Below are 24,487 nucleotides of genomic sequence, written 5' to 3' on the forward strand. Positions count from 1 at the left end.
TTATGTCAGCGATATCCTAATACCTCATCGAATAAGGGATTATTTTTGAGCGTAGCAGGAATCTGTAGTAAAGGATTCTGAGGTTGGGCAGACTTGCCTGTTCCTGGCTCATTCTCTTTTGTCTCAGCTATTTCCTTGACATTCTCTTGACGCTGCTTTTCCAGCTTTCGCCTGTAAAGTTGTTTAAATAATAAAGCTTGCTCTTCAACAGAAAGGGCTTCGATGGATTCAATTATTGTTTGCAGAGATAGTGAGATAGTCATAAATTGTGTTTGACTGAGATCTTGCACATTTGTCAGTCCCAGCATAAGCCAAGAACCCAAGTCCATTAAAATGGACTTAAAACTCTTATCCAGTCAGCTTTAGCTGACTTGCGCTTTTAGCCTTGGGTTGAAACCCAAGGCGGTTTAACGCTAGTGGTGCTATCATAACAATCCCCTACCCAAGACTAACTCAGGTAGGGGAAAGCCAACTAATTCACCTCAATTCTAGCCAACCAACTCAGTCGCCCGCTTCGCCAAATTCTCTGCCGTTAACCCATTAAATGCCATAATTTCACCCGCACTTGATGCCGTTTCCCCGCGCTTCCAGGCAAAAATATCGCGCTTAACGGTACTCCGTAACATCAACGGTTCCAGCATGGCACTGGCACCTCCGGTTACGCCAATCAACGCATCGCCACCAAACAACTCCTCAAACCCTTGATCACTTAAAAAGTGGCTATCAGGATCTGTACAAGTTTCCCACGCTACATCATGGGGACGATACAAACGCCGGGGACTAATCACGGAAACAACTCGCACGCCAATCCCTTGATTTTCCAGATGCACCGCTGCATCTAATACGGGAATCAGTGTCATATCGCCAATCACGGCAAACACCACTTTCTTACTCCCTTCTGTGTCATGTAGCACCATACCCCCATCTTTCAAGGCTTGACGGGTTTGCTCAAATGTGGTTAGTACCGGTAAAGGAGACTTACTCGCTGTAATCGTAATTCCCTTATTCTTCATCGTCAGCGCCCAGTCATAACACACCTGGATACTATTGGCATCACAGGGAAATAAAGGAAACACATTGCCATTCCGCATCATGGCAGCAAAGTAATTTTCAATCTCTGGACGTTGGTGAGTCCAACCATTGCGCCCTTGTTCTAATGCCCCAGCAGTAAATAAGGTAATCGTAGCCGGTGTCGGACGACGCAATTCTGCCATGGCTTGGGTAACTGTTTGCCATATCGGTAACCCATTAATCGCGAAGGATTCATAGGAACACCAAAGAGTACGGGCACCAAACAAAGCTAAACTCGCCGCTAACCCAGCACAAGCATCTTCACTCAACGGTTCGTAAACCTGACCCTTGGGTCCCTGATAATAGAGTTCATCGGGGGTAGGATGGAGAATCTTTAGCGCCACATTAATGTTATTAATCCCAGAGGCGGCATTGCCATCGGCATTAGAAATGATAAAGTTAGGGTCTTGTTTACCCACATAGGCAACTAAAGCCCCCATCGCTGTTGTCGCCACTTGCTTATCACCCTTAACCGGAAATTCGTTTAAGGGTAATGTGCCTAAATCCGGTAGGGGTAATTCTTTCTCTGTCACCACCTGATGAGATGCCGGACCTCCAGCGGCGCGTTCAGAGTTGGTGCGTACCAGTTGCCAAGCTTCTGGGGGTAAGGCACGCTGTTTCAAGGCTTTGACAATTTCTTCATTGTCTAGGGTATGGTGAGCGTAGAGGTTGTGGGCTTTGGCGCCTCGATCATGGACACCCGCGCCTTTAAGCTGTTTGATAATCAGTACAGTCAGCTTACCGCCAAGGGCAGATTTAGCGGCTTTATCCGTAGCTTCTAGTACGGCTTGGGTAAATTCCAAGCGTTTTTCCCAGGAAAAGGCGGTGCTATCAACGTATTCACCGGGTTGGTTGGCGTCGTCAAAGTCTTTGGCATTGACTAAGATAATTTCTTGAAATCCATTGCCTTCCCAGTATTTAATCATCTCGTCATTGGATTTGGTGGATACCATGCTGTGGTGTTCCTGGGAGTATCCATTCCAAACTAAGATGGGTAGGAAGTTGGTGACATCGGGATAGGCGGTGTGGAAGTGACCGAAACTACTCATTATGTAGGGTTCACCAATCCCCCCATCGCCAATCGTAACCGGGAAGAGGGTATCTCGGTGGAGTAATGCCCCCGCCATGGCGAAATGCTGCCCTTGTCCTAGGGGTCCAGCCGGGTTGAGGAGTCCAGGAATTTGACCGGAAAGGTGTCCGAGGAGTCCATGCATTTCCCGAAAGCGTTCCCGCATTTGTTGTACTGTTGTAATCCCCATGTCCTCTAGGGAACGATCTAAGAACATGGTGCTGTAAAAGCCGGGGGCATGGTGTCCCACTTCGGTAATAATATTTTTGTAGCCCAGCATGATTAATGCGGCGATGCCTTCGGCAACACTGGCAAATCCGCCGGGATGACCGGATGCTTTGGATGCTGTGACTTGCAGGATTAGGTAACGCAGGGCATCAGCCGCTAGGAGGGTTTGGAAGACAGCCGCCGGGTCAGATGGAGATGCGATCGCAACGTTGCCCTCAGCAATGGCAGGTTTGCCTCCATACGTCTCCAAACCCGGTAAGGCTTGCCCAAAATATTGGATGCCTTCGCAAAAGGCTGGAACGGGTGACGTAGGTTTTGGGGTTGTTGCAGTCATGCTGAGTACCTTAAATAGTTGTATCGGTAGATTAACTTTATGGAAATTTTACAACGTTTTGCAACTTAAATGTTGTTAAACTCAATCAGGTCTGCGTTATTTAGTGATAATTCAAGGTAATCAGACTTCGTTCCCCAGCGTCGCGGTCTAACCATTTCTCCAGCAGGGGGTGTGCAGAGGGTAATGAAGGGGGTGCGATCACGATGGCGAGCGAATGCCTGTAGGTACTGCTAGTGCATGACGGCAAAAGTTTTTGACCGATCGCTACAATCATATTAGACGCCCATAGGCGATTATCTTAAAATCAAAAGACATTAAGTACTCATGACCGAAACTCAAGATAAACCAATCAATCAGTCAACTACTACGCCAGACGCAGGTCAAACCAAGTCCGGCAATTTTCTGCAAAATTGGAAGTTTAAAGCGGGGTTAATCTCTACAGCAGTTGTTTCAATTTTCCTAGGTTTCTTTCTTCTCGTTTTCTTTTGGCACCACATTGTTGCGGGGATGGGGATGGGTTCGTGGTCCAGTCGTGCTGGTGCAGAACCCATTGAATGCATGATGAAAGACACCAACGACGATGGTTATGTTAGCTGTAGTGCCATGCTTAAAGGTGAGGTGGTTCCTCTAGAATGTGGCGTCAGTGTCTTTAATATTGGTTGCCGAGTTAATTATGGCGCAGCCGCTGCTCCATCTTTGCGTTCTTTTCCTGGTTCAAGGTGAAGCGTTAGCACCCTCCTCACATTTGGGTTTTTGGTGTTTGAGCGACGTTTAGGGACAAAAAGTTATCCAAAAACCCGATTGTGGCAGATCAATGCTTGGAATGTACACCCGCTGATACTGAGGATACTGTTGGCAAATTCGGAAGACTTAACCCTCCAGCTCATCCCGATTAGATCCCCCTTTCGTCCCCTTTAAAAAAGGGGAAACCAATTTGCTAAAATCGCTCTATACTCCCAATGGGGTGTTGATGAACAATTTAATCATTCCCACTAAAGCACCGATCAGGAGGACGAGAACAGATAGAGAATTAATGCCAAAACCAATGCCGCGTTTTTCCGCCGCTGTGTAGTAACCCCAGGCATAAATAATTCGCCCAATCACCCAAACTGCACCAATTCCCGCCCCCCAAATTGGACTAACAAACAGGGAGAATAACCACAAACTGGGTAAAAATAAGAGCAATTGTTCTGATGTATTTTGTTGTACGCGAAACACACGCTCAAAATTGGCATCTCCTGAAATTTGAGGTGCAGGTACTTTATATTTTGCCCTAGCTCGACCCACATTGATCGTCAGAACTAAGTAAACCAAGAGAGTGGCAACGGTGGCTAAAGCGGGAAAAATTAACGGTTTCAGTTCAATCATAGTTAAAGCCTCATCAACGGGTGATTGGTAAAAAACAGTTCACTTATTCTTTGTTAATTATTGCTGATTTTTTCGATAAAATCAACGGCTCCTTTCGGGGATAATAGTTTGCAGTAGTGTTTATAGCTCAAAGCCTCAAAGAATAAGTTACCCGTTCTTAAATAGGGAGTTTCTAAAAGATAGGATTTGTTGTCACGCTTTTGAAAAACCAGTTCAGAATAAGACCAGGATAATCCGGTTGCCTTTTGAGTTTCTTTATAATTGATCGTAATATCGGCAGCTTGATAGGCATTTTTGATGCAATTATCGACATAGTTGTACGCCCAGTTTAACGCCAGTTCGTTCATTTTGGAGATAGATTGATGCTCCCCTAGAGAGCGAAACCCTAGATTAGCCGCATCGATGCGATGAGCGGTATTAATTTTGCACCAAACCTGTTCGTAATTAGCGTTAACCTCATTCACTGAAGGAAAATATGTGCTGGTGTAGATTTTTCCATTTTCCACCGTTGGCTTACTTTCCAGAAACTTGTCCAAACGGGTGTAGATAGTATTGACGACATTATTTGAATTAATCGCGTCACGATGATAGTTTTCTATTATCTGTTGAACGTAGATACACCAGTTGCTTGTGGCGTCTTCAAGAGTGGATGCTTTAATGTTAGGCATAGAGTTAACGTCAATACTGCAAGGTACTACGCGCCCCCGCCCTCACTGCGACACCTGCTAATCCTAACGCGGCGCGTTTATCCCCGGTTGCGGTTTGACAAGCACTGAGTACCAATAATAATGTGCCAAATCCAATTCCTTATCTCAACAAACGATTAACCAAGGAGGTGACTGAGTTAACCAGCCATATAATCGAGCCAGCCAGGAAAATGTTCTCCCGCAATTCTCTGCGATTAACCCCATAGCTGGAACGACGCCCACTACCTGCACCATCGCGCTCTAAATCATAAATAATTTTCTCCGCGTACCACCGATCTGACTTTCCGGGATATTTCATTTGCGCCTGAGCCAGCAGTCGTTTAGCTAAACCTTTGTTCCCTTTTACGGCTTTGAGTAAATGGGGGTCTATCCCTTCATTATTCTGGGAATCGCGCCATATCAAAAACACCATCACACCAATCAACGCCAGCAGTGCGATCGCGAAGGGCAGTTTCATTGATTTAACCTTGAATGATGGATATTCCAGTTATTCTATCCGCTAATTTTCTACACTGCCAACCTAAAAATATTTAGAAATATTAACGGCATAGTTTTCATCTCCAGGGCTTAAGTTGACAAAACCGAAAAACTGTAGCCTTAGCTACCAAAAAATTCTTGAGACTTGGCGCGATCGCACAATTGTTCCTGAGTGCTGATCAACCGGGTAGCTTGTACAGTCTGGGAATACAGCGCACGATGGATTTCTCCATCGTCTTTTGGGGATATGCTAAAGTGACAAAAAATGTTTGTTCCTGTGATATCATGCCCCTTTCTACCTTCTCTAAAATCATCTACCCCGAAAGTGACGGTCAACCCTTGGCAGACAATACAATCCAATTCCGCTTAATTGTCACCATTCAAGGTGGAATTGATGCCCTGTTTCTTGAGAATCCTAATGTCTTCGTTGCTGGAGATTTATTCTGGTATCCAGTGGAAGGCGAACCCTGGATTAGACAAGCGCCTGATGTCATGGTTGTCATCGGGCGTCCCAAGGGTGATCGACGTTCCTATAAACAGTGGGAAGAAGACAATATTCCGCCCCAAGTGGTTTTCGAGATTGCCTCTCACAGTAACACTAAGGCAGAATTAGAGGAAACCAAGCGTTATTTTTACGAACGTTATGGTGTTGAGGAATATTACCTGTTTAATCCTCAGTCTGGAATCCTCAAAGGATGGCAAAGGGATAACGAAGTATTACAGCCAATTCCGAGAATGTCGGGTTGGATTAGTCCCCGTCTGGGCATTCGATTTGAATTGGAACAAGGAAATTTACAGCTATACCATCCTGATGGGGAGCGATTTGCTTCTTTTGTGGAAATTATTGAACAGCGAAGGTTAGAAAAACGAGCAAGAGAACAAGCTGAACAGGAAAAAATACAAGAACAACAGGCAAGAGAACAAGCTGAACAGGAAAAAATACAAGAACAACAGGCAAGAGAACAAGCGGAGTTAGCGCAACGAAATGCGATTCCCAAGTTATTGGCAATGGGTTTAACTGTAGAACAAATTGCTGAAGCGTTATCGTTACCAGTGGAGACTGTGCGGGCTATTGCTGAAAGGTAAGCTTAATGGTTAGCGCAACATATAATTTTCATGGCAAGCGCGATCGCACCGATCTTGTAGGGTGCGTTCATTAATTCAACTCCTGATCTCAAACCAAACATCTTGATGAGAACGCACCATTCCATTAATTGGTAACTGATCGATCAATTGAGTAGCCGAGATCAAGTTTTATGTTGAAAAAGCTGGCGATCCGCTTCAGTTAGTCCGGAAAACACCAGAAACTCAATCTGGCTAATAATTGAAATGCCAATCCAACTAGCATTCTGGAGTAATTGAACCAATTGGAGATTGCCTTGTAACAAAGCAACGATAGCATTAGTATCCAGCACATAGCGATTACCACTCATCTCGTAAAGCCCTTTGCATGGCTACTGCATTTCCTCGCCAATTCAGTCGTCCTGCCAAATCAGAAAAATCATAGTTCTGGTTTTGCACTTTAGATTCAACAGATGAACTGAGTACCAACACAATATTCACGGGTCCTGGAGAGAGTTGTGTGGGAAGATCAAGGATCAAATGACCGGAGGCATTGACAGTAGTTGTCAGTTTAAAAACTTCCATTTTGACTTCAACCATTAGATATCAGGGTTATTGTAGCGTGATCCTCATCCTACCGCGCGATCGCACAATTGCTCGTGACTGCTGATCAACCTTGCCACTTGTACATTCTGAGGATACAGCGAACTAACGATTTCTTCACAAGTTCCGTTACCCCCTCCAGTGTCATGTAGGGAGTCTTGCCAAGTGTGCGAGATATCACTTAACTCGCCAAACTTGATCAACAGACAGTAATCAAATCTTTATGTTAGCTTGGGTAAATAGTCTGTATTTTCCTCATCAGCACCCAGCTACTCAGAAAGCTCCCATGTCCTTATACCGATACATTGTTGCCTTGCTATTGCTCCCTATCTTGGCAACACCTCAGATAGTTTTAGGTCAACCGTTCAATGAAAATGAACGTTTAGAACGTGCAGCTAGCGTTTATCAGAACGGGGATTGTAAGTATGCCGAGCAACTGTATCAACAAGTTCTTGAAGTTAATCAGAATTCTGCCCTTGCTTACCTCGGACTAGGAAATACGTTGTATTGTCAACAGCGTTTTGATCAGGCAATTACAGCTTATACTACAGCGATTCGCTTGAACCCAGAAAATGCGGCAGCTTACAGGGGACGAGGAGATGCACTGAGAAAACAGGAAAAGCTTGATGAGGCATTAGCAGACTACCAACGAGCGATACAAGCTGACCCTAATGATGCTTCTGCCTATCTGAGTATTGGTCATGTTTTATTTTACGACAAGGATCAAGAAAGTGAAGCGATCGCTGCTTATCAACGTGCTGTTGAGTTGAGTCCACAATGGGGATATGCTTGGCTCTCTTTTGCAGTGGCGCTGGAATGGGAAGACCGGGAAGCAAAGGCACTCGATGCTTATCGGAAAGCTACTGAAGTTAGTCCTAATTATACTGAGGCATGGAATCGGTTAGGGCTATTTTTGGTTAAGAAAGGTCAGTTAGATGAGGCAATAGAAGCTTACCGTAGTGGGATTAACAGTAATTCTGATTGTGCTTCGGCGAGACCTAGTGCTGCTCCTATCTGTGCTGATGTCTACTATAACCGTGCTGAAGCGCGTAGGCGAAGTCGGAAGATCGCTGAAGCTTATGATGATTATAAAATAGCAGCAAGACTTAACCCCAAAAAAGAGAGAAATTTTTACACGGCATTTATCTACTTTTTACAACAGAAAACATTCAGAGAATATTTAGAGCAAAATTCCAGCGATTATTTACAGAAAGCTAATTCTCAGCTTGTGTTAGGTGAAATCCATGAATCTATAGCAACTTATCAGCAAGCCATTCTTACTGATCCGAACGATTCAAATGCTTATGCGGGTTTAAGTTTAGCTTTTGCCTTCATGGGAAATATGGATGAGGCGTTAATAAATTATGAAAAATCGGTTAACACTTTGAATTTAGAAGAAACAGAAGATGATGATTATTTTGACTTAGCCAGAACAATTATATCTAGCAATTATCCATGGATCGATTCAACAGGAATGGCTGGTGCTTTTTTATATGTACAAGGAAAGAGGGAAGAAATATTATCTATTATAGATAAAGCAAGTGATCGAGATTCTGAAAAATTAATAGTGTACTTATTTTTATTAGCTGGATTTCGGCAATTTGAAGATGAATCGGAAATTAATATTAAAGCAGAATATGAGACTATAATGTCAAGAATGTCAAGAGCCATTAACAGTCATCCTCAGACTCAGGACGTTCAAATGATGCAGTTCATTTATTTATTATTGAGTGAACAAGATATCGAAAAAGCACGTCAATATGCAAATGATAATTTCACCTTTAATAATAATGACGACCAGACTACTTCAGAATCAGCAGAATGTTTACAGAATTATCAAATAAGTATATCTAATTCTCAGGCTACAAACTTCAATGCTGCTTTCAAAACAGTTCAATGTATGCCAGGATATTTTTCATTAAGAGGTAATACTGGATTTAATACTATTGACAGGTTGATTAATCGCTTGAGTAGTATTGACTACGAAGACTCTAATGCGGCTGAAAACGTTATGGATTTTTTTGTAGACTTTTATGTTGAAATATTTGATGAATTTACGAGCCTTGATGGTCAATCAGTCAATATAGGAAATTATCCTGGAAGTTGACCAAAAGACATCAATATTTTACCGCTTTACTGCTATTATCCTTAGCTTTATTTGTTTCCACTACGTCATTAGCTCAACAGCGCTGTCCTCTTTCAGAATGCCAGTATCAACGTCGGCAAAATCCCACTCGCTGGGAAGGTGTATTGTCAACTCCATTAGGAGACAATGTTAATCTGGTTTCTTTTGCCGTCAATGGTGTAACTTCAGGGAGAGTTAACCAGATTCCAATTCAGATTCCTAAAATTGGCTCTCAGGCAAAAGTAAGTATTCAAGCGTTTCAAGAACGGGATCGCTATCTTCTCGATAAAATTAGTTCAAATAGTTGGACGCAAAATTCTACGACTCCACAAACCCTCGTGTTTAATTGGCTAACCAATATCTTTGTGAGAGCAGGATTTGATACAAGTCGATTATTTGCTCTTGCTATTGATCAGGAGGATATTGGAGACGTTTACCTCCCCGTGGGTTTAGGAAAGCCAGACAGCAGTTATCAGTTTATCCTAGCTACTAACAACTATAATGATGAATTTATTGTCACAGCATTTCAAATTAAAAAAGAGGGCAGTCCTAATGCTATCTATGTAGACGATAATCTCACCTATAGACCATTCCATAGTTTTCAATGGAATGGTAGGGATAAAAGCGGAAATCAGCTACCCGATGGTATTTATGAATTAGAATATACCACTCAAGTTAAACTACCTAGTGGTAATCTGTCCAACCGCAACCGCAAGTATCGGTACTTTAGGCACATTCAATCATTTTTGCGTAAGTAATTAAATATAAAATGAAAGTTTTGTATCAGATGAAACTGGCGTTTACAAAACTCATCCAAGTTAGCCATAAAAATGTCTTAAGATGTTGGGCATTATTGCTTGGTTTAGGCTTTAATTTGCATCAATTTATTCAAAATCATTTGAATAAAATTAAAATTAACTTGGTTGATTTTACGACTAAATTTTTTAAACAATTCAAGAGCAGTTTATTTAGTGCAGGTTTGTTTTTATTGAATTTGGTCAAGCACGCAAGGCTAAATATCCTTAATCTAGGATTGAATATAGTTCAATTTATTTCCCATCAATTTTCAAAAAACATTATAAAATTATTGAGCTTTCTTGCAAGCACAAACAAAATGATTTTAATTTCTGCACTATTCTTTTTGATTAGTATCATGCCAGCATTTTTTTATTTATGGACTATCGAAAGTGAGTTATCAGGACATTTAACTGTTCAACAAGTAGAGTTTACATATCAATCAGGTTCTTCACTCCTTAAAGGGATAAATCGCGTTAAATCTATTGAGATTAGAGGAGGTTCAGAAATAACCCTCAGTGGTGTTATTCAAGAACCAGAGATTGAGTCAGAAATCAAAAATAAAATTAATACGAAAGAAGGGATAACATTTAAGCTTGGCAGTCCAGAAACTAGCAGATTATTGTTACAAAGCCTTAATCCTACAGACAGCGAGATGGTGATAGAGGATTTATGTGTAATACCTGGGACGCACATCTCTAATTTTTTCTATAATCAGGGCAATATTAATAAGTTAGATGACCAACGTTTTGAAATCGGACTCAACCCAAGCAACAATAAAATTGAGCAATCTTCAGGAGGATGTAAAAGTAATTTTCTTAAGCTGGGTTTGGGTAAACAACCCGTACAAGTTACGGTAGAAAATGCCACACTTGTAAACCCTAACTTGGCTCAACCCATTAAAAATTTGCAATTTAACCTGCAACCCCGGGCATATACGAGACAGTTGCCAATTATTAGCAGGTCAACTATATATATTGATCTGCCACCAGAATCATCAACAGAATTAGATTAGGCTGCAAAATTTCCAGAACAAAGCAACAGTTCTGATTGGTTGGGTCGAGGACTTGAGGTCAGTGATTTAAGCTTAGAAAGAGTCGAAGAGGCTTATGATCCCAACGAGAGAACAAAACATTCTAATCTTATCAAAGGTCACTTAGTTTTGAATCAAAGCATCTTAGAGATTGAGCCAGGACAATTTTTATGTACTGAAGGCTCTGGAATTGAGACGATTAAACAAATTTTAATTGTTCCTGATGGATTAAAATTGGACATTAGGGGTAAAGCTTCTCAACTCAAAACATCCTTCAATGCCTCTTGTCACAATTCGACAGTATCAGAAATACGGTCAAATAAGCTTTTTACCTTATTTCCCAAAGATACAATAGAGTTGCTTGTGATTCCTTTTGCTTCTGCTGCTTTTGGTTCATTAATTGTTTTTCTCGTGCAAGTCATGCAAGATTTACAAAAGTCTCACCCGAAAAAACCATGATTTTAACGACAAATTACCTATTGGCTAAATTCAGGTTATAGCCACCAGTATTACAATCTTGTACTAGACTAATGGTCTAGCCGGAAACGAATATATATTAATGCTCCCAGGATTCATCAAACATCAAATCCCGAACATTCTTTAACACAAAACTACCATTCTCTTTGCTTAATTCACCCAGACAGATTATCGGACAACGTTCTTGATACGCTTTAACCGCTAAAATATAGTCATAACCTGTTAACTCAGTCTTAATTTTCCGCAGCTTATCTCCAACAAGACCTAGCAACGTTATTTTACCACTTAAGGGATCAGAATTAGGCGTGTTAATGTGCATGACTACTCCCTGAAGTGTAATCGTTTTTCCACCAGAAAGCAGTTCACTCAAAATCTCAACTTGAGAACGATTCTCGACAACGGCTAACGTTTCAATCGCCTCACCAATCCGAGTCACATAATCCCCTACATTAGTTTTTAGGGGCAATAAAATCTCAAATTCTCCTCGCTGCTTATCCTGCTTGAGCCAAATCATGGCATTATCCAAAAATGGACTGTCTTCATACCAGCCATGAGCTTTTAAATACGCCTGAAGCTGTTTAGGTTCTATACTTTTTAAACGTTCAACATCCCGCACCGTTACCTTCATAGTAAAACACCTTGACTAAGACGCTGCATCATTGACTGAAGCGCTGACACGGTAAATTGATGGCTTCTGGGTAGGGAAACCGTTACCGTCGCTGTATTTTTGGTATCGGGCATTCCTCGGAGTGATACCCAATAGGCACAATATCTCATACAGAGTTCTTCCTCAGATTGTTGTAACCAGTCGGTCAGAGTTTCAGGAAGCACAAGGACAACTAAAATTCTAGGTATGGCGAAATCAGGCAATCTTAAATCATTATAGTTCTTAATCTTAAGCGGGTAACGCAACTGGTTATCATCAAGAACGTCTCTAGAGGTAGATTTTAACTGCAATTCCAAGCGAGGCGATCGCAGGCGTCCCATTACCCCCTTAGCGGCAATTCCCCAATCGATACTGTCATCGTCTACAGAAGGCTTGTACAGAGAATAACTCGCAACAGTTGTAACGGCTTGTAAATAGGTATTGCTAAATTGTTCCTTTTGTTGTCTGATATCCACGTTAAGCCGATTTTGAACCTTCAGTTGCAGTTATCCTAATGTCAATGGCACCTTGAATATACCGTAGGGTGGGCATTGCCCACCAGCCAAAATTTCAGTACCATTAATCCTAATCTTCTGCAAGCTTTACATTTCTTTTGAGACAGCCTAGAAGAATCTCAATGGTGGAGCGCCTGAACTAGCTGAAATTACCTGACCAATAATACAACTTTGTTTATATCCTAATTCTTGCAAAACTTTCTCACAGTTTACCGCTTGATCCTCCGGAATTGTTGCCAATAACCCGCCAGAGGTTTGCGGATCAAAAAGCACTGGATAATTGGCGCGATCGCAAATCTCTTCCTGATTGCTGATAAACCTTGCAGCTTGTACATTCTGGGGATACAGCGAACTGACAATTCCCTGTTCCACAAGTTCCGTCACCCCCTCCAGGATGGAAATCCTATCCCACTCTAATTCCACCGCCACCCCCGATGCTTGCACCATTTCCACCAAATGTCCCACGAATCCAAAGCCAGTCACATCGGTACAAGCCGTGACACCATGATCTCTGAATACCTTAACCGCTTCCTGATTCGACAACAACATCGACTCAACCGCCTGATCAATCCAGCGCCCTTTTGCCCGTAAACGCTTATGAGCAGCAAATAATATCCCGGTTCCTAAACCTTTAGTGAGAATTAACTGATCGCCCGGTTTCATCCCACTTTTTTTGATAATTTGCTGAGGATGCACTAATCCATTACAGGATAAACCAAAGGTTAATTCTGTCCCTTCCGTTGTATGTCCTCCCACCAAAGGTGCTTGTACTTGAGAGAGTACCTTCATCGCCCCCGATAATAATTGATAGAGGGTTTCCTCCTGTTTTTCTGCTGTTCCATAAGGAACCGTTACCATTGCTAAAACACTCTGAGGCGTCGCACCCATGGCAAATAAATCGCTGAGACAGTGATGGGTGCTAATTTGTCCAAAGATAAAGGGATCATTGATTAAGGTACGAAAATAATCAACCGTTTGCACCAATAATTTATCGGCGGGAACTTTGATCACCGCTGCATCATCTGGCGTTCCCAATCCGAGAATAATATCCTCTGGCGTGGGGAAAGGATACTCATCCTGCAACCGTTTTAACACTCGTTCTAGGGTAGTGCTACCCACCTTAGAACCACATCCGGCGCAATACATGGGTGGGGTGTTTTCCGGCTTCTTTAGAAGGGTAGATTTCGTCAAGTTTTGGGTTTTATCCGGGAGATTCTTAGCAGGTGTCATTGCTGGCAAATCCCTAAATTGCCGCATAAACTTGCGATCAATATGATCCTTCCAACGCCATAGTAGTCGAGAGTGCCAGCCAAAGGAACCCCAGGATGCGATCGCGCTTCCATCACCCGTACCAATTAAACTCAAATACCGCCGTTGGGGTTTGTAAGGATGTAGGGCTTTTCCCTGTACAAAGCAACGCAAATTTCCGACTAAAGGCTTCCCTTGACGCACCGCAAATACCCCAGCTTTAGGGCGAGGATGATGCACCATGGTGGCGATATCACCGGCGGCAAAAATATGAGGATGAGAGAGGGATTGTAACGTATCGCTAACTGAAATAAAACCCTTGGAATTGGTATGAATTCCTGATTCAGCTATCCAACTGGGCGCAGCGGCTTGGGTTACCCAGAAGCTGTAATCGCAATCGACAACTAAACCTGACTCACAGCAAATTTTATCTGGCAATATCTGAGAAACGGTTTCCCCTAGATGTACCTGAATTCCCCGCTTCTTTAGCAGCTTTTGAACATATCGCTGCACCCAGGAATTATGACCGGGTAATAGTTGCTTTCCCCGATGAAACAAATGGATTTTTACAGAGGTGCTATGGCGCGTTTCTACATCATTAATACGCCGTTGCATCGTCATTGCCAGTTCCACCCCACCCGCACCACCGCCGACTATTCCTAAACTCAGGGATTGTTGAGGATGTTGGGCAATCGTTTCGATTATTTGATTCCACCGCGTTAGAAATTGGGGAACGGGTTTGGCGGGAATCGCGTAGTTAGCTACGCCAGGAATCGATTCTTTCGCCGGGGTACTTCCAATATCAATGGATAAGACATCAAAGGCAACGGGAGGACGATTTGCACAAATAACTTTATTCGAGTTTAAATCCAAACCTACGGCTTTATCAATATATAATTGAGCGCCAGCAAATTGGGCAAGGCGTCGCAAATCAATATGACATTCATCAAAGGTATAAAACCCAGCCACATGACCCGGTAACATCCCAGAATAGGGTGTATAAGAAACATTGGTAATCAGGGTCAAGCGCACTCCGGGCAAGGGATTCATCCCCAACATCCGCAGTGCGATCGCGTGGCTATGACCGCCGCCAATCAGGACTAAGTCTTTGTCATTGGTCATTGGTCATTGGTCAGGGGTTGACACTTATATGCCTAATTTAACATAGTTAAGTTTCTTTAGACTAACCCATTTATAATTATTGGCTTTGATTTGATTATCCTAATAGTAGGTTAGACCCTTGGAACGCGACCCAATAATAGCTAGGTTTAGATCCTTGGGTTTCAATCCGTTCAACCCAACCTACAACAGTAACTATGTTCCTATATTTAGGTTTGCTCAAACAAATACTTCATCCAATATTTATATTCATCTAACTTTTATAAAGTTTCAATGAAGTCAGAGACGAAGGATTCACTACACTTATATAATTTTGCTTACTTAGAGTCTTATTTCATGCCAACAAATGCTCAATCGTTCCAATCTATTACTCGGTAGTCTAACCTCCCTAATTGTATCCTTAATTTTCACTTCTCCAGCCGCTGCCGTTCAACTGACCGGACGTGCTATTCTTGGGGCAGATACATTCGCCCCAGGTCCCACCTCAGGACAACAAAGTTCTATCCCTTTTACCGATCAACAACCCGTGCAGGGCTTTTCGGCTGTTTTACCGGGACCCAAACCCGGAACCTTTCGGGTTATGGTAGATAACGGTTTTGGCAGTAAAAGCAATTCGGCTGACTTTCTGCTGCGGGTTTATGCTATCGAACCCGATTTTACCACAGGTCAAGTTTTCCCGGTTAATTTCCAAACGGGCGAACGACTGACTCGCTTTAGCAATGAAAGTTTTTTACAGTTAAATGATGGGAACAATCAGATAGATTTTCCAATTATTGCCGAACAATCCTTTTATCCAGAAACCACCATTCCTGTAGACCCAAATGTTCAATCCAATCGCTGGTTAACTGGTGCTGATTTTGACATCGAATCCTTCCGTCAAGCGAGTGATGGAACCTACTGGTTTGGTGATGAATTTGGTCCCTTTCTCTTTCATGTTTCGGCAGAGGGTCAAGTTCTGGATGCGCCAATTCCACTGCCCAATTTTCTGGGTTTGGGTGATAACCCCCTAGTTCAATCTCCTGATAATCCCCAATTGGATGGTACAGCCAATTTGCGGGGTTCCCAAGGATTTGAAGGGCTGGCACTTAATAGCAGTGGCACCAAACTCTACGCTATGTTAGAAGGGGCATTGCAACCTGATGATCAACGCGATCGCCTGCTGATTAATGAGTTTGATTTAGCTAGCCAACAGTATACAGGTAAAACGTTTTTCTATCAACGAGATCCCCAAGGTCGAGCGATTGGTGACTTGACGGCAATTAATGATCATGAATTTCTGGTCATTGAGCGCGATAACAGGCAAGGTGATCCTAATAATCCTGAATTTACTAGACCTGCTGAATTTAAGCGAATTTACAAAATCGACATCAATCAATTAAATAGTGAGGGTTTTGTCCAAAAAGAATTATTAGTAGATTTGCTGAATATCCCCGATCCCAATAATCTAGGGGGTAATGGCACAACAAATGGAGTATTTACCTTTCCCTTTGTGACGATTGAGAATGTATTACCTGTGGATGAGAAAACCCTACTGGTGATTAACGATAATAACTACCCATTTTCCCAGGGGCGTATTCCTGGCAAACCAGATAATAATGAATTCATCCTTGTCCAACTCGATCAACCCTTAAATCTTGCTCCGTCTCAGGCTACCCCTGTACCTGAACCGATGACTATTTTGGGTTCGGCTGTGGCGTTTGGTTTTGGTGTCTTATTTAACGCTAAAAAAAGGTAGTAACTGTTCATTGTGTATTTTAATATCCAACTTATCTCTCTCAGGCTAGATTGATTTCCCAGAATCCCAGCGGCATAATGAAGAGAAACAAAAGGAGAAACTGTAATGCCCAAGGCGATTATTTTTGATGTAGACGGCACTTTAGTTGATTCCGTTGATCTGCACGCTCAGGCGTGGGTTGAAGCGTTTAAACAGTTTGGCTATGACGTGCCTTACGATAAAGTCCGTCATCAAATCGGTAAGGGAAGTGAGCATATCATTCCCATATTTATTCCCCAAGAGGAGTTTGAACGCATCGGCGAGGATATTGCAAATTATCGCAAAGAATTCTATCAAGAAAACCTCCTATCCCAAGTGCGTCCATTTGAGGGAGTGCGCCAACTATTTGAACGCCTCAAATTAGATGGCAAAAAAGTTGTCGTGGCGTCTTCAGCTAGAACAAAAACCCTTACTCACTACAAAAAACTATTAGAGATTGAAGATTTAGTAGACGGCGCAACCTCTAGAGACGATGCTGAAAAGTCAAAACCCGATCCCGATATCTTTCAAGCCGCATTAGATAAGCTCGATGGAGTGAGTGCCCAAGACGCGATTGTGGTGGGTGATAGTCCTTATGATGCTGAAGCCGCCTGTAAAATTAACCTAGATGTTATTGGCGTACTTTGCGGTGGTTTCTCAGAAGCCGAGTTAAAAGAAGCCGGCTGTATGAAAGTCTATCAAAATCCTGCGGATTTACTCGCTAACTATGATCAGTCTCCTTTGGCTTAATCTCAGTAAATTCTTAATCATCGATCTCACCCCAACAACTACTGAACCAATTTACGAATTTTCCCATAGGCAATATAAGAACCTCCCTGGGGATTTTCCTTAACCTCATCAACCACATATAATAGTCCTTCCTCTCGAATCGTGCGAGGAAAACGGATGTTGTAGTCGGGATTATAGCCATCAGAAACCACTCTGGCTCGTAGTTTTTTCCCATCCTTCACACATTGAACCAAAACCCCATCCCCCACCGTATCTGTGGTTTCTAAATCAGCCGCTGTTCCTTGGGCTTTAGCGGTTTGTAATTCTTTCCCTGGGCGGGCTGTTTTTTGGGTAAATTTTGTTTCTTCTCCGGGTTTAACCAGGCGGCGAATGTTTCCTGAAGCGCGATAAAACGTACTATTAGCGGATAGGGTAATTTCATCTACGATATAGGTGACACCCTGTTCGCGGATACGGCGAGGAAACTGTACATTTAAATCAGGATTGTACCCCTCAGAAATGACCCGCACTCGGAGTTTACCACCCGCCCGTTCACATTTAACTAAAACACCACCGTCTGGATCACTCGTCACCTCTAACCCACTGGCTGCGCCTGTTGTAATTCCGCGTAATTTTAAGTCTTCGCGATCGCGGGTTTTGGTTTGATAGGATTGATCGCGCATTTCTTTGCGGATTGCCCGATCAAATCGCCGATTTTCTAGACATTGGGCATAGTAGTCCAGTTGGGCAATTTCTTCAGCAATTTCAAAGAATTCGTCTAATGTCTTGCCTTTGAGTTCCTCGATAGTTTCCCGCAGTTTAGCCACTGCTTGTTGAAAGTCTCCCTTATCCGCCAGGGAAACGGCTTCATCTTTTAATTTAGCAATTCTTAACTGAGACGTTTGTTCCAAAACCTTAGGATCGGGTTGGATGTTTTTGGCTTGTTCTTCTGAACCGACGTTTAAGGTAATAGAAAACTGATTGCTAATGTCTTTGATACTTCCTGCAACAATCGTTTGATAGTCATACGTCACAGTAGCAATCGCCCTCATTCCAGATTTTGATTGCGGGGAAATCGTTAAGGGAATCGCTAAGGGCTTTTGTTCAACGCCATACACATCACCCAAGAAAACCTCTACCGTATTACCCGCCTGGGAAAAGCGATAGTTATTTAAAATCTCCCCAACTTCAACAAACTCTTCCGGCTGTAGCCTCACCCTCAGATTTTGCGCCACAACTGAAACCAAACTTTCCATCTCAATTTCAAACACTTGAGAGGCGTCGTCTGGAGACTGAATGAAATAGAAATTCCCCCTGGCTGCATTGGCTATGTTAATCAGTAAATCTTCATTAAAATTATTACCAAACCCCAAAGTTGTGGTCACAATATTCGCTTCGGCTTTTTCTTGTGCTGTCTTCGTCAGCACTTGTGGATCTTGAATCCCATAATTTGCCAATCCATCGGTTAAGAGTAAGACTCGATTAATTCGTTCCGGACTTTGGTGGGATTGAACTTGACGACATCCCAACAACCACCCGCCACTTAAGTTGGTGCAGCCCCCTGCCCGAATTTTACCAATTTTTGTTTTAATGGCGGCTTTATCGCTAACTAATTCTGGGGGAATAATCACCTCGGCGGTATCATCGTAAATCACCACCGAAACAAAGTCATCGGTGGTGAGATGATCGATAAGATTTTGTGCGGCTTTAATCGCATATCGCAGGGGTTCTCCCGCCATTGAACCCGAACGATCTAAGACTAAGCTGAGATTGAGCGGACGACGAGATGATTTCTCCTGATTTGACTCAGATCCTTGAAAGCTAATCAGTAAGTCTACAGTCGAGGGACTCTCTGCTGCAATTAAAGATTGACTGAGGGTGTAGCTGGCTTTCATATAGACCGATTGAAGGATTTAGACGGCATTGTTTTATTTTAGCTTAATTAATGTCAACAACTAAAAAATCCTTGTCATGGGAGCATCTTGCTGGCTACCCATTCCCAATTTAAAGGGGTGACAGCTTAAGGAAATGATATCAGGGCGTAGAGACGTTCCGCCGGAACATCTCTACCGTTGTTCAATCCGTTTCATCCTCGTCATTGTCATCAAAGAAACCGGGCGGCGGTGGAATATCCGGAACGATTTGAATCGTCATTCCTTGTTCAAACATACAAGAATCTATATCCTCATCGTCTAAGATTACCTGCCTATGCGCCCAAGCCAGACGTTGATCGGGAAGTTCAATTTCTACCCAGCCGCCTTTAGTTTGTTTCCCAGTTATCGATACTTGTTCTCTAGTGAGATAGGTGATGATATTCTCTCGAAATGATGCCGGATCAGAGCGTACATTTCCTGTGACAATAACTGAACAAGCCGGAGATTCTGGCGATGCTTCCGGTTCTGGAGAGGGAGACGGTGAGGGACTAGAATTAGTCTCCTTTGGGGATTCTGTCGCTGTGGGAGAAGTTGTTGGTGAGGATACAACGGTATCCGTTGAATCGGTTAACGGTTGTACTGAAGCACGATTAAATAAACTAATCAGTAGAACTACTGTCGCTAAACCGCCGCCAATTCCTAGCCAAAGTAGGAGTTTTTTAGGGGATTTGGAAACCGTCGGTTCAGGATTTAAGAAATTGTTGAGATTTGATGATAATTGGACGCCAGAAGTGGGAGGGGTTTCCGGTTCCTCTGGCGTTTGCATATACCATTCAGGGATAGAATCGGGTTTTATGGAGTGTCGAGCGGGTTGATCGCCATTGGCTACCGTCGATTCTGTCGTGGGTTGAGGATGAATAGACTCAGGAGGGGATGGGGGCGCGATCGCACTCTGGTGGTGTTGGGGTGAAACCTCTTTCGGTGTGGAGCCTGGAAGAGGTGGTGCGGTGGGAGCAACCGATTGAGTGGGTGGGAAGTTATCCTCGCCTTGAGATGACACCTCCATAGGTACAGAGACTGAGATAGTGGGTGTGGTGGGAGCAACCGATTGAGTGGGTGGGAAGTTATCCTCGGCTTGAGATGACACCTCCACAGGTACAGAGGCTGAGACAGGTGGTGCTGTGGGAGCAACCGATTGAGTGGGTGGGAAGTTATCCCCGGATGGGGGTAACTCCTCCCTGGGTGTGGATTCCTCTTTTTGATCCAGAATGAGTGGGGAGGAAATCCGACTCAGATACGCTCTAATTTCGGCTCCCCCTGTTCCCTCAGCTTCCCGATTATTGGCGGGATTCCCTGGGGGAGTTTCCCGGGGTTGCTTTTGTGATACGATTAACTCTTCAATGCCTTTAATATCTTGATCTCTCAATCCTAAAGACTGTTGCAAATCTTTTAGGAGTTTACGAGACTTGGAATTGAGTGAATTGTCGGCTCGGAATACTTCCCGAAATGCTTGCTTGTATCGCTGTAATTTTTCCTGGTACTCCCGATAGGGGGTTAAGACTTGTGCTTCTATCGCGGCACAATCTGATGGGGTAAGCTGTAGACTCTGTGCTAATGTATCAAGAGCTGAACGACCGCCGACAGAAATTTCACCCGCTCTAATCCAACGTTGTGCTTCTTTGCGATACTTCAGGGTGAGGCGATTTAGAGGAACTTGACTCAGTGCGATCGCTTGGTAGGGTTCGCTAGCATATAACCTAGGTTTTAAAGCGGGAGCAACGATTTTAAGCTGCTGATAAACATAGTCATGAAGTTCCCTAACACAAATCCAATCATCATGATTGCGATCAGCGATTCCCGTTGCTAGTCCCTCGACTAAATAACGAGTGTAATCTGAGGGTTGAGAGAGTTCTGATTGGTTGAAATAGGGAATGGAACTAAAACAGCTCAGCAGCGCCCACTTTTCACCCGCCAGTTGCTCTTTGAGCCCGACTTCATTATAGTCGTTTGTGTTTATCTCCCAATCCAGAATATTGCTACAGTAACCATCGATGATCACGATATTCTGCGGACAAGGACTATGCTTAAGTATATCCTGGATTAAACTAGCCGGAACAACGGTTGCCTTAACTAATTCTTTTTGGGAATGATCATCAGTCATGCGAGTGGCAGTGATGCCAGTGCCTAAATATAGGGTATCATTATAATCTTGAATACATTGACCCGAAAAAAACAACAACACGATATCTTCCTCTGAACGCTGGGAAAATAACGTTTCCATGGTTTCCCGCATCACGGGAGGATTCGGATTGATGAGCGTTTTTATCTCGTCAAAAGAATACTGCAAAACTCGTTGCATCGCTTCAACAGCGTTAACGGCTCCGGGTACGGGATGAAAACCATAACCGTACTCACTTACCCCAATCAGCAATGCTATTTTCACAACTGGCGATTCCCTAGACTGCTACAACGTTTTGTGCTGCCTAAATTACTACCATCAAGATTTTATTCGGCAACTTGTGATCCTAAGTTTAGATTCACTGGTTCCACGAGAGCGGTTGTACATTTTATCTGCTATATTCATGGGTTTTTGCCCTTATTGCGGAATCAATTAACCACGTCCCCACGCGGCAAAAACCAGGATATCAAGGCAGATATTTAAATGTGTGTTAGCTTAGACCCTTGATGGTTGTCGTTGAGTACACCCTGTTTAAACCTTTACTTCTGTTCTATCCGGCTAGACAGGCAGGTATCTACCGAGATTCTATTTTCTTTGGTCTATTTACAAACCTATACATTGATCGTAAACTATATTTTTATTTGTGGCTACCATCGCTTTTTTTCTTCTGTCTAGAGTTTGTGGCAATTTGATAGCCAGCATCAAATCCCCCCCAAAATACTGATGCATTAGTTACATCTTTCCAGACATTTACCAGGTATCCTGGCAGGGGGCATCTTATTTTATCGGAATGAACTTCGCCGAATAGAGAGACTCCGAAGACAAAAAGGCAGAGTGAATCGACTCAATTAATTGTTGCTCAGAGTGTAATGAACACAACCCCGACAATCATAATGGCGGCGCCGATTGACCGTTCTTTTATACCTTCTTCATGAAAAATAAAATGTCCCAGGAGTACACTGAAGAAAACACTAATGCGCTTGATGGAAATGACATGAGCGACTATTGTCATATCAATCGCCTGCATTTGGAAGAGGAGATTTATAAAACTTGTCATTTTTTGATGTATAACTTAGGGCTGATGACTTTTTAGAGACATTGTCCCCAACTTCTCTACCGGGTGACTAGCTCTGATAGAATCAGGGTTTGCAGATAGAAAGTATCCCAGATTCCCAAAATCCCAAGGACAGGCTGGGGAAATCACTAATCAATTTGGTGCAACGGGCAAAATCATGAAACGCAGAAAATTTGTCGGGAATGCTGTCATTGGTGCAACGGGCACCGCCGCCTTAGGGGGTTGTCGCCAAACTACCACCAGTTCAGTGGCACAAAGTGGTAGCCAACCTAGAATTCGATGGCGCATGGCAACGAGTTGGCCCAAATCTTTGGATACTATTTTTGGCGGCGCCCAAACCATGAGTCAGCGTGTGAGTGAAATGACGAATGGACGTTTCACGATTACGCCGTTTGCCGCTGGTGAGATTGTACCGGGATTGCAGGTGCTAGATGCGGTACAAACCGGAACCGTGCAATGTGGTCATACCGCTAGCTATTATTACATCGGCAAAAATCCCGCCTTGGCGTTTGGCACTACTGTTCCCTTTGGTTTAGACGCCCAACAACAGAATGCCTGGTTATATCACGGCGGTGGTTTAGAGGCGATGCACAAGCTTTATAGTGACTTCGGCGTGATTAGCTTTCCGGCGGGGAATACGGGAACTCAGATGGGCGGCTGGTTTAAGCGAGAAGTCAACTCGGTGGCGGAACTCAAGGGATTGACCATGCGTATCCCTGGATTAGGAGGTGACGTGATGTCTCGCTTAGGGGTCAACGCACAAGTCTTACCCGGTGGCGAGATTTACCTCGCACTAGAACGGGGTGCGATTGACGCGGCTGAATGGGTAGGTCCCTATGATGATGAGAAGCTAGGCTTGCATCAAGCGGCTCAACTCTACTACTATCCCGGCTGGTGGGAACCCGGAGCGACATTAGAAGTACAGGTGAATAAGGCAGAATGGGATAAATTGCCCAAAGAATATCAGGAAGTCTTCAAAACGGCAGCGATGGACGCCAACCTGAATATGCTGGCACAGTATGACGCCTTAAATCAACAAGCCCTGGGAAAACTGCTGGACACTGGCACAAAGCTAATGCCCTATTCTCAAGAGATTATGCAGGCGGCTCAGAAGGCATCCTTTGAGATATATGAGGAAAATGCTGCCCAAGATAGTACCTTTAAAGAGGTTTACGAGCAGTGGAAGGGCTTTCGCGAACAGATTTACCGATGGCACCAGGTCAATCAACTCAGTTTTTCTAATTTTGTGATGGCGAATTAGGGATGAGTCGTGGGCGTAGAGGTACGACATGTCGTGTCCCTAGATTATTAGGCATACTAGAAGGAGGACAATTCTGTGAGATTTTCATGCCCGTAAAATAGACTTAGCTGCTGTATAGTATCTTAAACCTAACCTTCTGGTATTTTATCTCCCTCTAATCCCTCCCTGCAATTTTACCAAAGTTAATTGAACCCCTATGGCACGTCGATCTAAATCTTCCGCTCGTGATACCTCACCCGCTAAATCCCCCATCGCTTCTATCCTGAACGCCACCACCCTAGCCATTATCGGCGGGATTTTTATCCTGGGAATTGGTGTCGGTATTGCTTTTAGTTCCACAGCCAGTCCCAATCTGGAAAATGTGGCATCCCGTGAAGCGATTGACCGCAGTGCGCCCAATCCGGAATTGTGTATCCAGTATGGTGCCAGCGCTATGGTCACAGATATGCGGGTTTTTGTCACCCTCAACCCCTTTAACGTTTACGTAACTCAGCCGAGTATGCGCCCCGGATGTGTTTTGCGCCGGAACAACTGGGCAATTTTAGAGAAACAGAACCTGGTTTCCTCGGAGCAAGTGAATGAGTGTAAGAACCGGATGAATACTTTTGGCTTCACCGGTCCGTTGGAAGGTAAGCCGAAAATTGACTGTATCTACCAGAATGAGGCAGAGGATAACTTCTTCCTCAACCAACCGGGATCAGGTAGTTCACCATCTGAAACCAATAAGTTTTAAGCCTAT

23 protein-coding genes and 1 pseudogene are annotated in these 24,487 nt (G+C 43.5%); 10 read left to right on the forward strand and 14 right to left on the reverse strand.

Annotation, left to right across the window (positions count from 1 at the left end):
* Positions 1 to 5: 5 nt before the first annotated feature.
* Both ACLGGO_RS19255 and ACLGGO_RS19260 read right to left on the reverse strand, forming a co-directional pair.
* A complete protein-coding gene (locus ACLGGO_RS19255; protein WP_446420519.1) occupies positions 6 to 263 on the reverse strand; it encodes a hypothetical protein in 258 nt (85 codons plus the stop codon).
* Positions 264 to 488: 225 nt separating this feature from the next.
* Complete coding sequence (locus tag ACLGGO_RS19260) at positions 489 to 2,702, reverse strand: phosphoketolase (RefSeq protein ID WP_446420520.1); 2,214 nt, start codon at positions 2,700 to 2,702, stop codon at positions 489 to 491.
* 324 nt (positions 2,703 to 3,026) lie between these two features.
* Between ACLGGO_RS19260 and ACLGGO_RS19265 the strand changes: the two genes are divergently transcribed.
* Entirely contained in the window at positions 3,027 to 3,425 is a 399-nt protein-coding gene (locus tag ACLGGO_RS19265; RefSeq protein ID WP_446334192.1) for a hypothetical protein, read from the forward strand.
* Between the two features lie 225 nt (positions 3,426 to 3,650).
* Here ACLGGO_RS19265 and ACLGGO_RS19270 read toward each other — a convergent pair whose 3' ends face one another.
* The 4 genes and pseudogenes from ACLGGO_RS19270 to ACLGGO_RS19285 all read right to left on the reverse strand — a co-directional run bounded on the left by ACLGGO_RS19270 (position 3,651) and on the right by ACLGGO_RS19285 (position 5,234).
* Complete coding sequence (locus ACLGGO_RS19270; protein WP_446420521.1) at positions 3,651 to 4,070, reverse strand: MAPEG family protein; 420 nt, start codon at positions 4,068 to 4,070, stop codon at positions 3,651 to 3,653.
* Between the two features lie 53 nt (positions 4,071 to 4,123).
* Complete coding sequence (locus tag ACLGGO_RS19275; protein WP_446420522.1) at positions 4,124 to 4,738, reverse strand: hypothetical protein; 615 nt, start codon at positions 4,736 to 4,738, stop codon at positions 4,124 to 4,126.
* 19 nt (positions 4,739 to 4,757) lie between these two features.
* A pseudogene (locus ACLGGO_RS19280) lies at positions 4,758 to 4,856 on the reverse strand (CHAT domain-containing protein); the annotation flags it as partial.
* Positions 4,857 to 4,877: 21 nt separating this feature from the next.
* Positions 4,878 to 5,234, reverse strand: coding sequence for a hypothetical protein (locus ACLGGO_RS19285; RefSeq protein WP_446334195.1), 357 nt, complete (start codon positions 5,232 to 5,234; stop codon positions 4,878 to 4,880).
* A gap of 305 nt (positions 5,235 to 5,539) precedes the next feature.
* On the opposite strand from ACLGGO_RS19285, the gene ACLGGO_RS19290 reads away from it, so the two are divergent.
* Complete coding sequence (locus ACLGGO_RS19290; RefSeq protein ID WP_446420546.1) at positions 5,540 to 6,340, forward strand: Uma2 family endonuclease; 801 nt, start codon at positions 5,540 to 5,542, stop codon at positions 6,338 to 6,340.
* Positions 6,341 to 6,501: 161 nt separating this feature from the next.
* On the opposite strand, the gene ACLGGO_RS19295 is transcribed toward ACLGGO_RS19290, so the two are convergent.
* The gene (locus tag ACLGGO_RS19295) at positions 6,502 to 6,687 is read right to left on the reverse strand and encodes a hypothetical protein (RefSeq protein ID WP_446340569.1); all 186 of its coding nucleotides are present in this window, start codon (positions 6,685 to 6,687) and stop codon (positions 6,502 to 6,504) included.
* Positions 6,677 to 6,916 (reverse strand): hypothetical protein, encoded by a 240-nt coding sequence (locus ACLGGO_RS19300; RefSeq protein ID WP_446420523.1) that lies wholly within the window; start codon positions 6,914 to 6,916, stop codon positions 6,677 to 6,679. Before ACLGGO_RS19300 ends, ACLGGO_RS19295 begins: the two co-directional genes overlap by 11 nt.
* A gap of 226 nt (positions 6,917 to 7,142) precedes the next feature.
* Here ACLGGO_RS19300 and ACLGGO_RS19305 point away from each other — a divergent pair, with 226 nt between their 5' ends.
* The 4 genes from ACLGGO_RS19305 to ACLGGO_RS19320 all read left to right on the forward strand — a co-directional run bounded on the left by ACLGGO_RS19305 (position 7,143) and on the right by ACLGGO_RS19320 (position 11,331).
* Positions 7,143 to 9,026 carry a tetratricopeptide repeat protein gene (locus ACLGGO_RS19305; protein WP_446420524.1) on the forward strand — a complete coding sequence of 628 codons (1,884 nt, stop codon included), beginning with the start codon at positions 7,143 to 7,145 and terminating at the stop codon, positions 9,024 to 9,026.
* On the forward strand, positions 9,023 to 9,802 hold the full coding sequence (locus ACLGGO_RS19310; protein ID WP_446420525.1) for a hypothetical protein: 780 nt from the start codon (positions 9,023 to 9,025) through the stop codon (positions 9,800 to 9,802). The genes ACLGGO_RS19305 and ACLGGO_RS19310 overlap by 4 nt, the downstream gene beginning before the upstream one ends.
* A gap of 11 nt (positions 9,803 to 9,813) precedes the next feature.
* On the forward strand, positions 9,814 to 10,854 hold the full coding sequence (locus tag ACLGGO_RS19315) for a hypothetical protein (protein WP_446420526.1): 1,041 nt from the start codon (positions 9,814 to 9,816) through the stop codon (positions 10,852 to 10,854).
* Positions 10,855 to 11,001: 147 nt separating this feature from the next.
* Positions 11,002 to 11,331 (forward strand): hypothetical protein, encoded by a 330-nt coding sequence (locus ACLGGO_RS19320; protein ID WP_446420527.1) that lies wholly within the window; start codon positions 11,002 to 11,004, stop codon positions 11,329 to 11,331.
* 97 nt (positions 11,332 to 11,428) lie between these two features.
* Here ACLGGO_RS19320 and ACLGGO_RS19325 read toward each other — a convergent pair whose 3' ends face one another.
* From ACLGGO_RS19325 to selD, 3 genes are all read right to left on the reverse strand, one after another.
* On the reverse strand, positions 11,429 to 11,977 hold the full coding sequence (locus tag ACLGGO_RS19325) for a hypothetical protein (RefSeq protein ID WP_446420528.1): 549 nt from the start codon (positions 11,975 to 11,977) through the stop codon (positions 11,429 to 11,431).
* Positions 11,974 to 12,471, reverse strand: a complete 498-nt coding sequence (locus ACLGGO_RS19330) for a DUF4365 domain-containing protein (protein WP_446420529.1) — start codon at positions 12,469 to 12,471, stop codon at positions 11,974 to 11,976. The genes ACLGGO_RS19325 and ACLGGO_RS19330 overlap by 4 nt, the downstream gene beginning before the upstream one ends.
* Before the next feature lie 147 nt (positions 12,472 to 12,618).
* Positions 12,619 to 14,880 (reverse strand): selenide, water dikinase SelD, encoded by a 2,262-nt coding sequence (gene selD / locus ACLGGO_RS19335; protein WP_446420530.1) that lies wholly within the window; start codon positions 14,878 to 14,880, stop codon positions 12,619 to 12,621.
* A 343-nt stretch (positions 14,881 to 15,223) separates the two neighbouring features.
* On the opposite strand from selD, the gene ACLGGO_RS19340 reads away from it, so the two are divergent.
* Both ACLGGO_RS19340 and ACLGGO_RS19345 read left to right on the forward strand, forming a co-directional pair.
* Positions 15,224 to 16,612 carry a PEP-CTERM sorting domain-containing protein gene (locus tag ACLGGO_RS19340; RefSeq protein WP_446420531.1) on the forward strand — a complete coding sequence of 463 codons (1,389 nt, stop codon included), beginning with the start codon at positions 15,224 to 15,226 and terminating at the stop codon, positions 16,610 to 16,612.
* Positions 16,613 to 16,717: 105 nt separating this feature from the next.
* The gene (locus ACLGGO_RS19345) at positions 16,718 to 17,380 is read left to right on the forward strand and encodes an HAD family hydrolase (RefSeq protein ID WP_446420532.1); all 663 of its coding nucleotides are present in this window, start codon (positions 16,718 to 16,720) and stop codon (positions 17,378 to 17,380) included.
* Between the two features lie 38 nt (positions 17,381 to 17,418).
* On the opposite strand, the gene ACLGGO_RS19350 is transcribed toward ACLGGO_RS19345, so the two are convergent.
* From ACLGGO_RS19350 to ACLGGO_RS19360, 3 genes are all read right to left on the reverse strand, one after another.
* Positions 17,419 to 19,254, reverse strand: a complete 1,836-nt coding sequence (locus ACLGGO_RS19350) for a vWA domain-containing protein (protein WP_446420533.1) — start codon at positions 19,252 to 19,254, stop codon at positions 17,419 to 17,421.
* A gap of 181 nt (positions 19,255 to 19,435) precedes the next feature.
* Positions 19,436 to 21,676 (reverse strand): caspase family protein, encoded by a 2,241-nt coding sequence (locus ACLGGO_RS19355; RefSeq protein ID WP_446420534.1) that lies wholly within the window; start codon positions 21,674 to 21,676, stop codon positions 19,436 to 19,438.
* 595 nt (positions 21,677 to 22,271) lie between these two features.
* Positions 22,272 to 22,469, reverse strand: a complete 198-nt coding sequence (locus ACLGGO_RS19360) for a hypothetical protein (protein ID WP_446420535.1) — start codon at positions 22,467 to 22,469, stop codon at positions 22,272 to 22,274.
* Positions 22,470 to 22,644: 175 nt separating this feature from the next.
* Between ACLGGO_RS19360 and ACLGGO_RS19365 the strand changes: the two genes are divergently transcribed.
* The gene (locus tag ACLGGO_RS19365) at positions 22,645 to 23,748 is read left to right on the forward strand and encodes a TRAP transporter substrate-binding protein (protein WP_446420536.1); all 1,104 of its coding nucleotides are present in this window, start codon (positions 22,645 to 22,647) and stop codon (positions 23,746 to 23,748) included.
* Between the two features lie 196 nt (positions 23,749 to 23,944).
* Entirely contained in the window at positions 23,945 to 24,481 is a 537-nt protein-coding gene (locus ACLGGO_RS19370) for a DUF3172 domain-containing protein (protein WP_446334204.1), read from the forward strand.
* Positions 24,482 to 24,487: the final 6 nt, after the last annotated feature.

The organism is Coleofasciculus sp., from assembly GCF_046565525.1.
Classification (GTDB): Bacteria; Cyanobacteriota; Cyanobacteriia; order Cyanobacteriales; family Coleofasciculaceae; genus Coleofasciculus.

What these genes read in the sequence shown, in the direction of transcription:
- ACLGGO_RS19300 (WP_446420523.1), bottom strand. Translation starts at nt 6,916, where the DNA reads ATGGTTGAAGTCAAAATGGAAGTTTTTAAACTGACAACTACTGTCAAT.
- ACLGGO_RS19370 (WP_446334204.1), top strand. Translation starts at nt 23,945, where the DNA reads ATGGCACGTCGATCTAAATCTTCCGCTCGTGATACCTCACCCGCTAAA.
- ACLGGO_RS19260 (WP_446420520.1), bottom strand. Translation starts at nt 2,702, where the DNA reads ATGACTGCAACAACCCCAAAACCTACGTCACCCGTTCCAGCCTTTTGC.
- ACLGGO_RS19305 (WP_446420524.1), top strand. Translation starts at nt 7,143, where the DNA reads ATGTTAGCTTGGGTAAATAGTCTGTATTTTCCTCATCAGCACCCAGCT.
- ACLGGO_RS19345 (WP_446420532.1), top strand. Translation starts at nt 16,718, where the DNA reads ATGCCCAAGGCGATTATTTTTGATGTAGACGGCACTTTAGTTGATTCC.
- ACLGGO_RS19350 (WP_446420533.1), bottom strand. Translation starts at nt 19,254, where the DNA reads ATGAAAGCCAGCTACACCCTCAGTCAATCTTTAATTGCAGCAGAGAGT.
- ACLGGO_RS19295 (WP_446340569.1), bottom strand. Translation starts at nt 6,687, where the DNA reads ATGAGTGGTAATCGCTATGTGCTGGATACTAATGCTATCGTTGCTTTG.
- ACLGGO_RS19285 (WP_446334195.1), bottom strand. Translation starts at nt 5,234, where the DNA reads ATGAAACTGCCCTTCGCGATCGCACTGCTGGCGTTGATTGGTGTGATG.
- ACLGGO_RS19290 (WP_446420546.1), top strand. Translation starts at nt 5,540, where the DNA reads ATGCCCCTTTCTACCTTCTCTAAAATCATCTACCCCGAAAGTGACGGT.
- ACLGGO_RS19255 (WP_446420519.1), bottom strand. Translation starts at nt 263, where the DNA reads ATGACTATCTCACTATCTCTGCAAACAATAATTGAATCCATCGAAGCC.
- ACLGGO_RS19275 (WP_446420522.1), bottom strand. Translation starts at nt 4,738, where the DNA reads ATGCCTAACATTAAAGCATCCACTCTTGAAGACGCCACAAGCAACTGG.
- ACLGGO_RS19270 (WP_446420521.1), bottom strand. Translation starts at nt 4,070, where the DNA reads ATGATTGAACTGAAACCGTTAATTTTTCCCGCTTTAGCCACCGTTGCC.
- selD (WP_446420530.1), bottom strand. Translation starts at nt 14,880, where the DNA reads ATGACCAATGACAAAGACTTAGTCCTGATTGGCGGCGGTCATAGCCAC.
- ACLGGO_RS19315 (WP_446420526.1), top strand. Translation starts at nt 9,814, where the DNA reads ATGAAAGTTTTGTATCAGATGAAACTGGCGTTTACAAAACTCATCCAA.
- ACLGGO_RS19265 (WP_446334192.1), top strand. Translation starts at nt 3,027, where the DNA reads ATGACCGAAACTCAAGATAAACCAATCAATCAGTCAACTACTACGCCA.
- ACLGGO_RS19325 (WP_446420528.1), bottom strand. Translation starts at nt 11,977, where the DNA reads ATGAAGGTAACGGTGCGGGATGTTGAACGTTTAAAAAGTATAGAACCT.
- ACLGGO_RS19365 (WP_446420536.1), top strand. Translation starts at nt 22,645, where the DNA reads ATGAAACGCAGAAAATTTGTCGGGAATGCTGTCATTGGTGCAACGGGC.
- ACLGGO_RS19360 (WP_446420535.1), bottom strand. Translation starts at nt 22,469, where the DNA reads ATGACAAGTTTTATAAATCTCCTCTTCCAAATGCAGGCGATTGATATG.
- ACLGGO_RS19340 (WP_446420531.1), top strand. Translation starts at nt 15,224, where the DNA reads ATGCTCAATCGTTCCAATCTATTACTCGGTAGTCTAACCTCCCTAATT.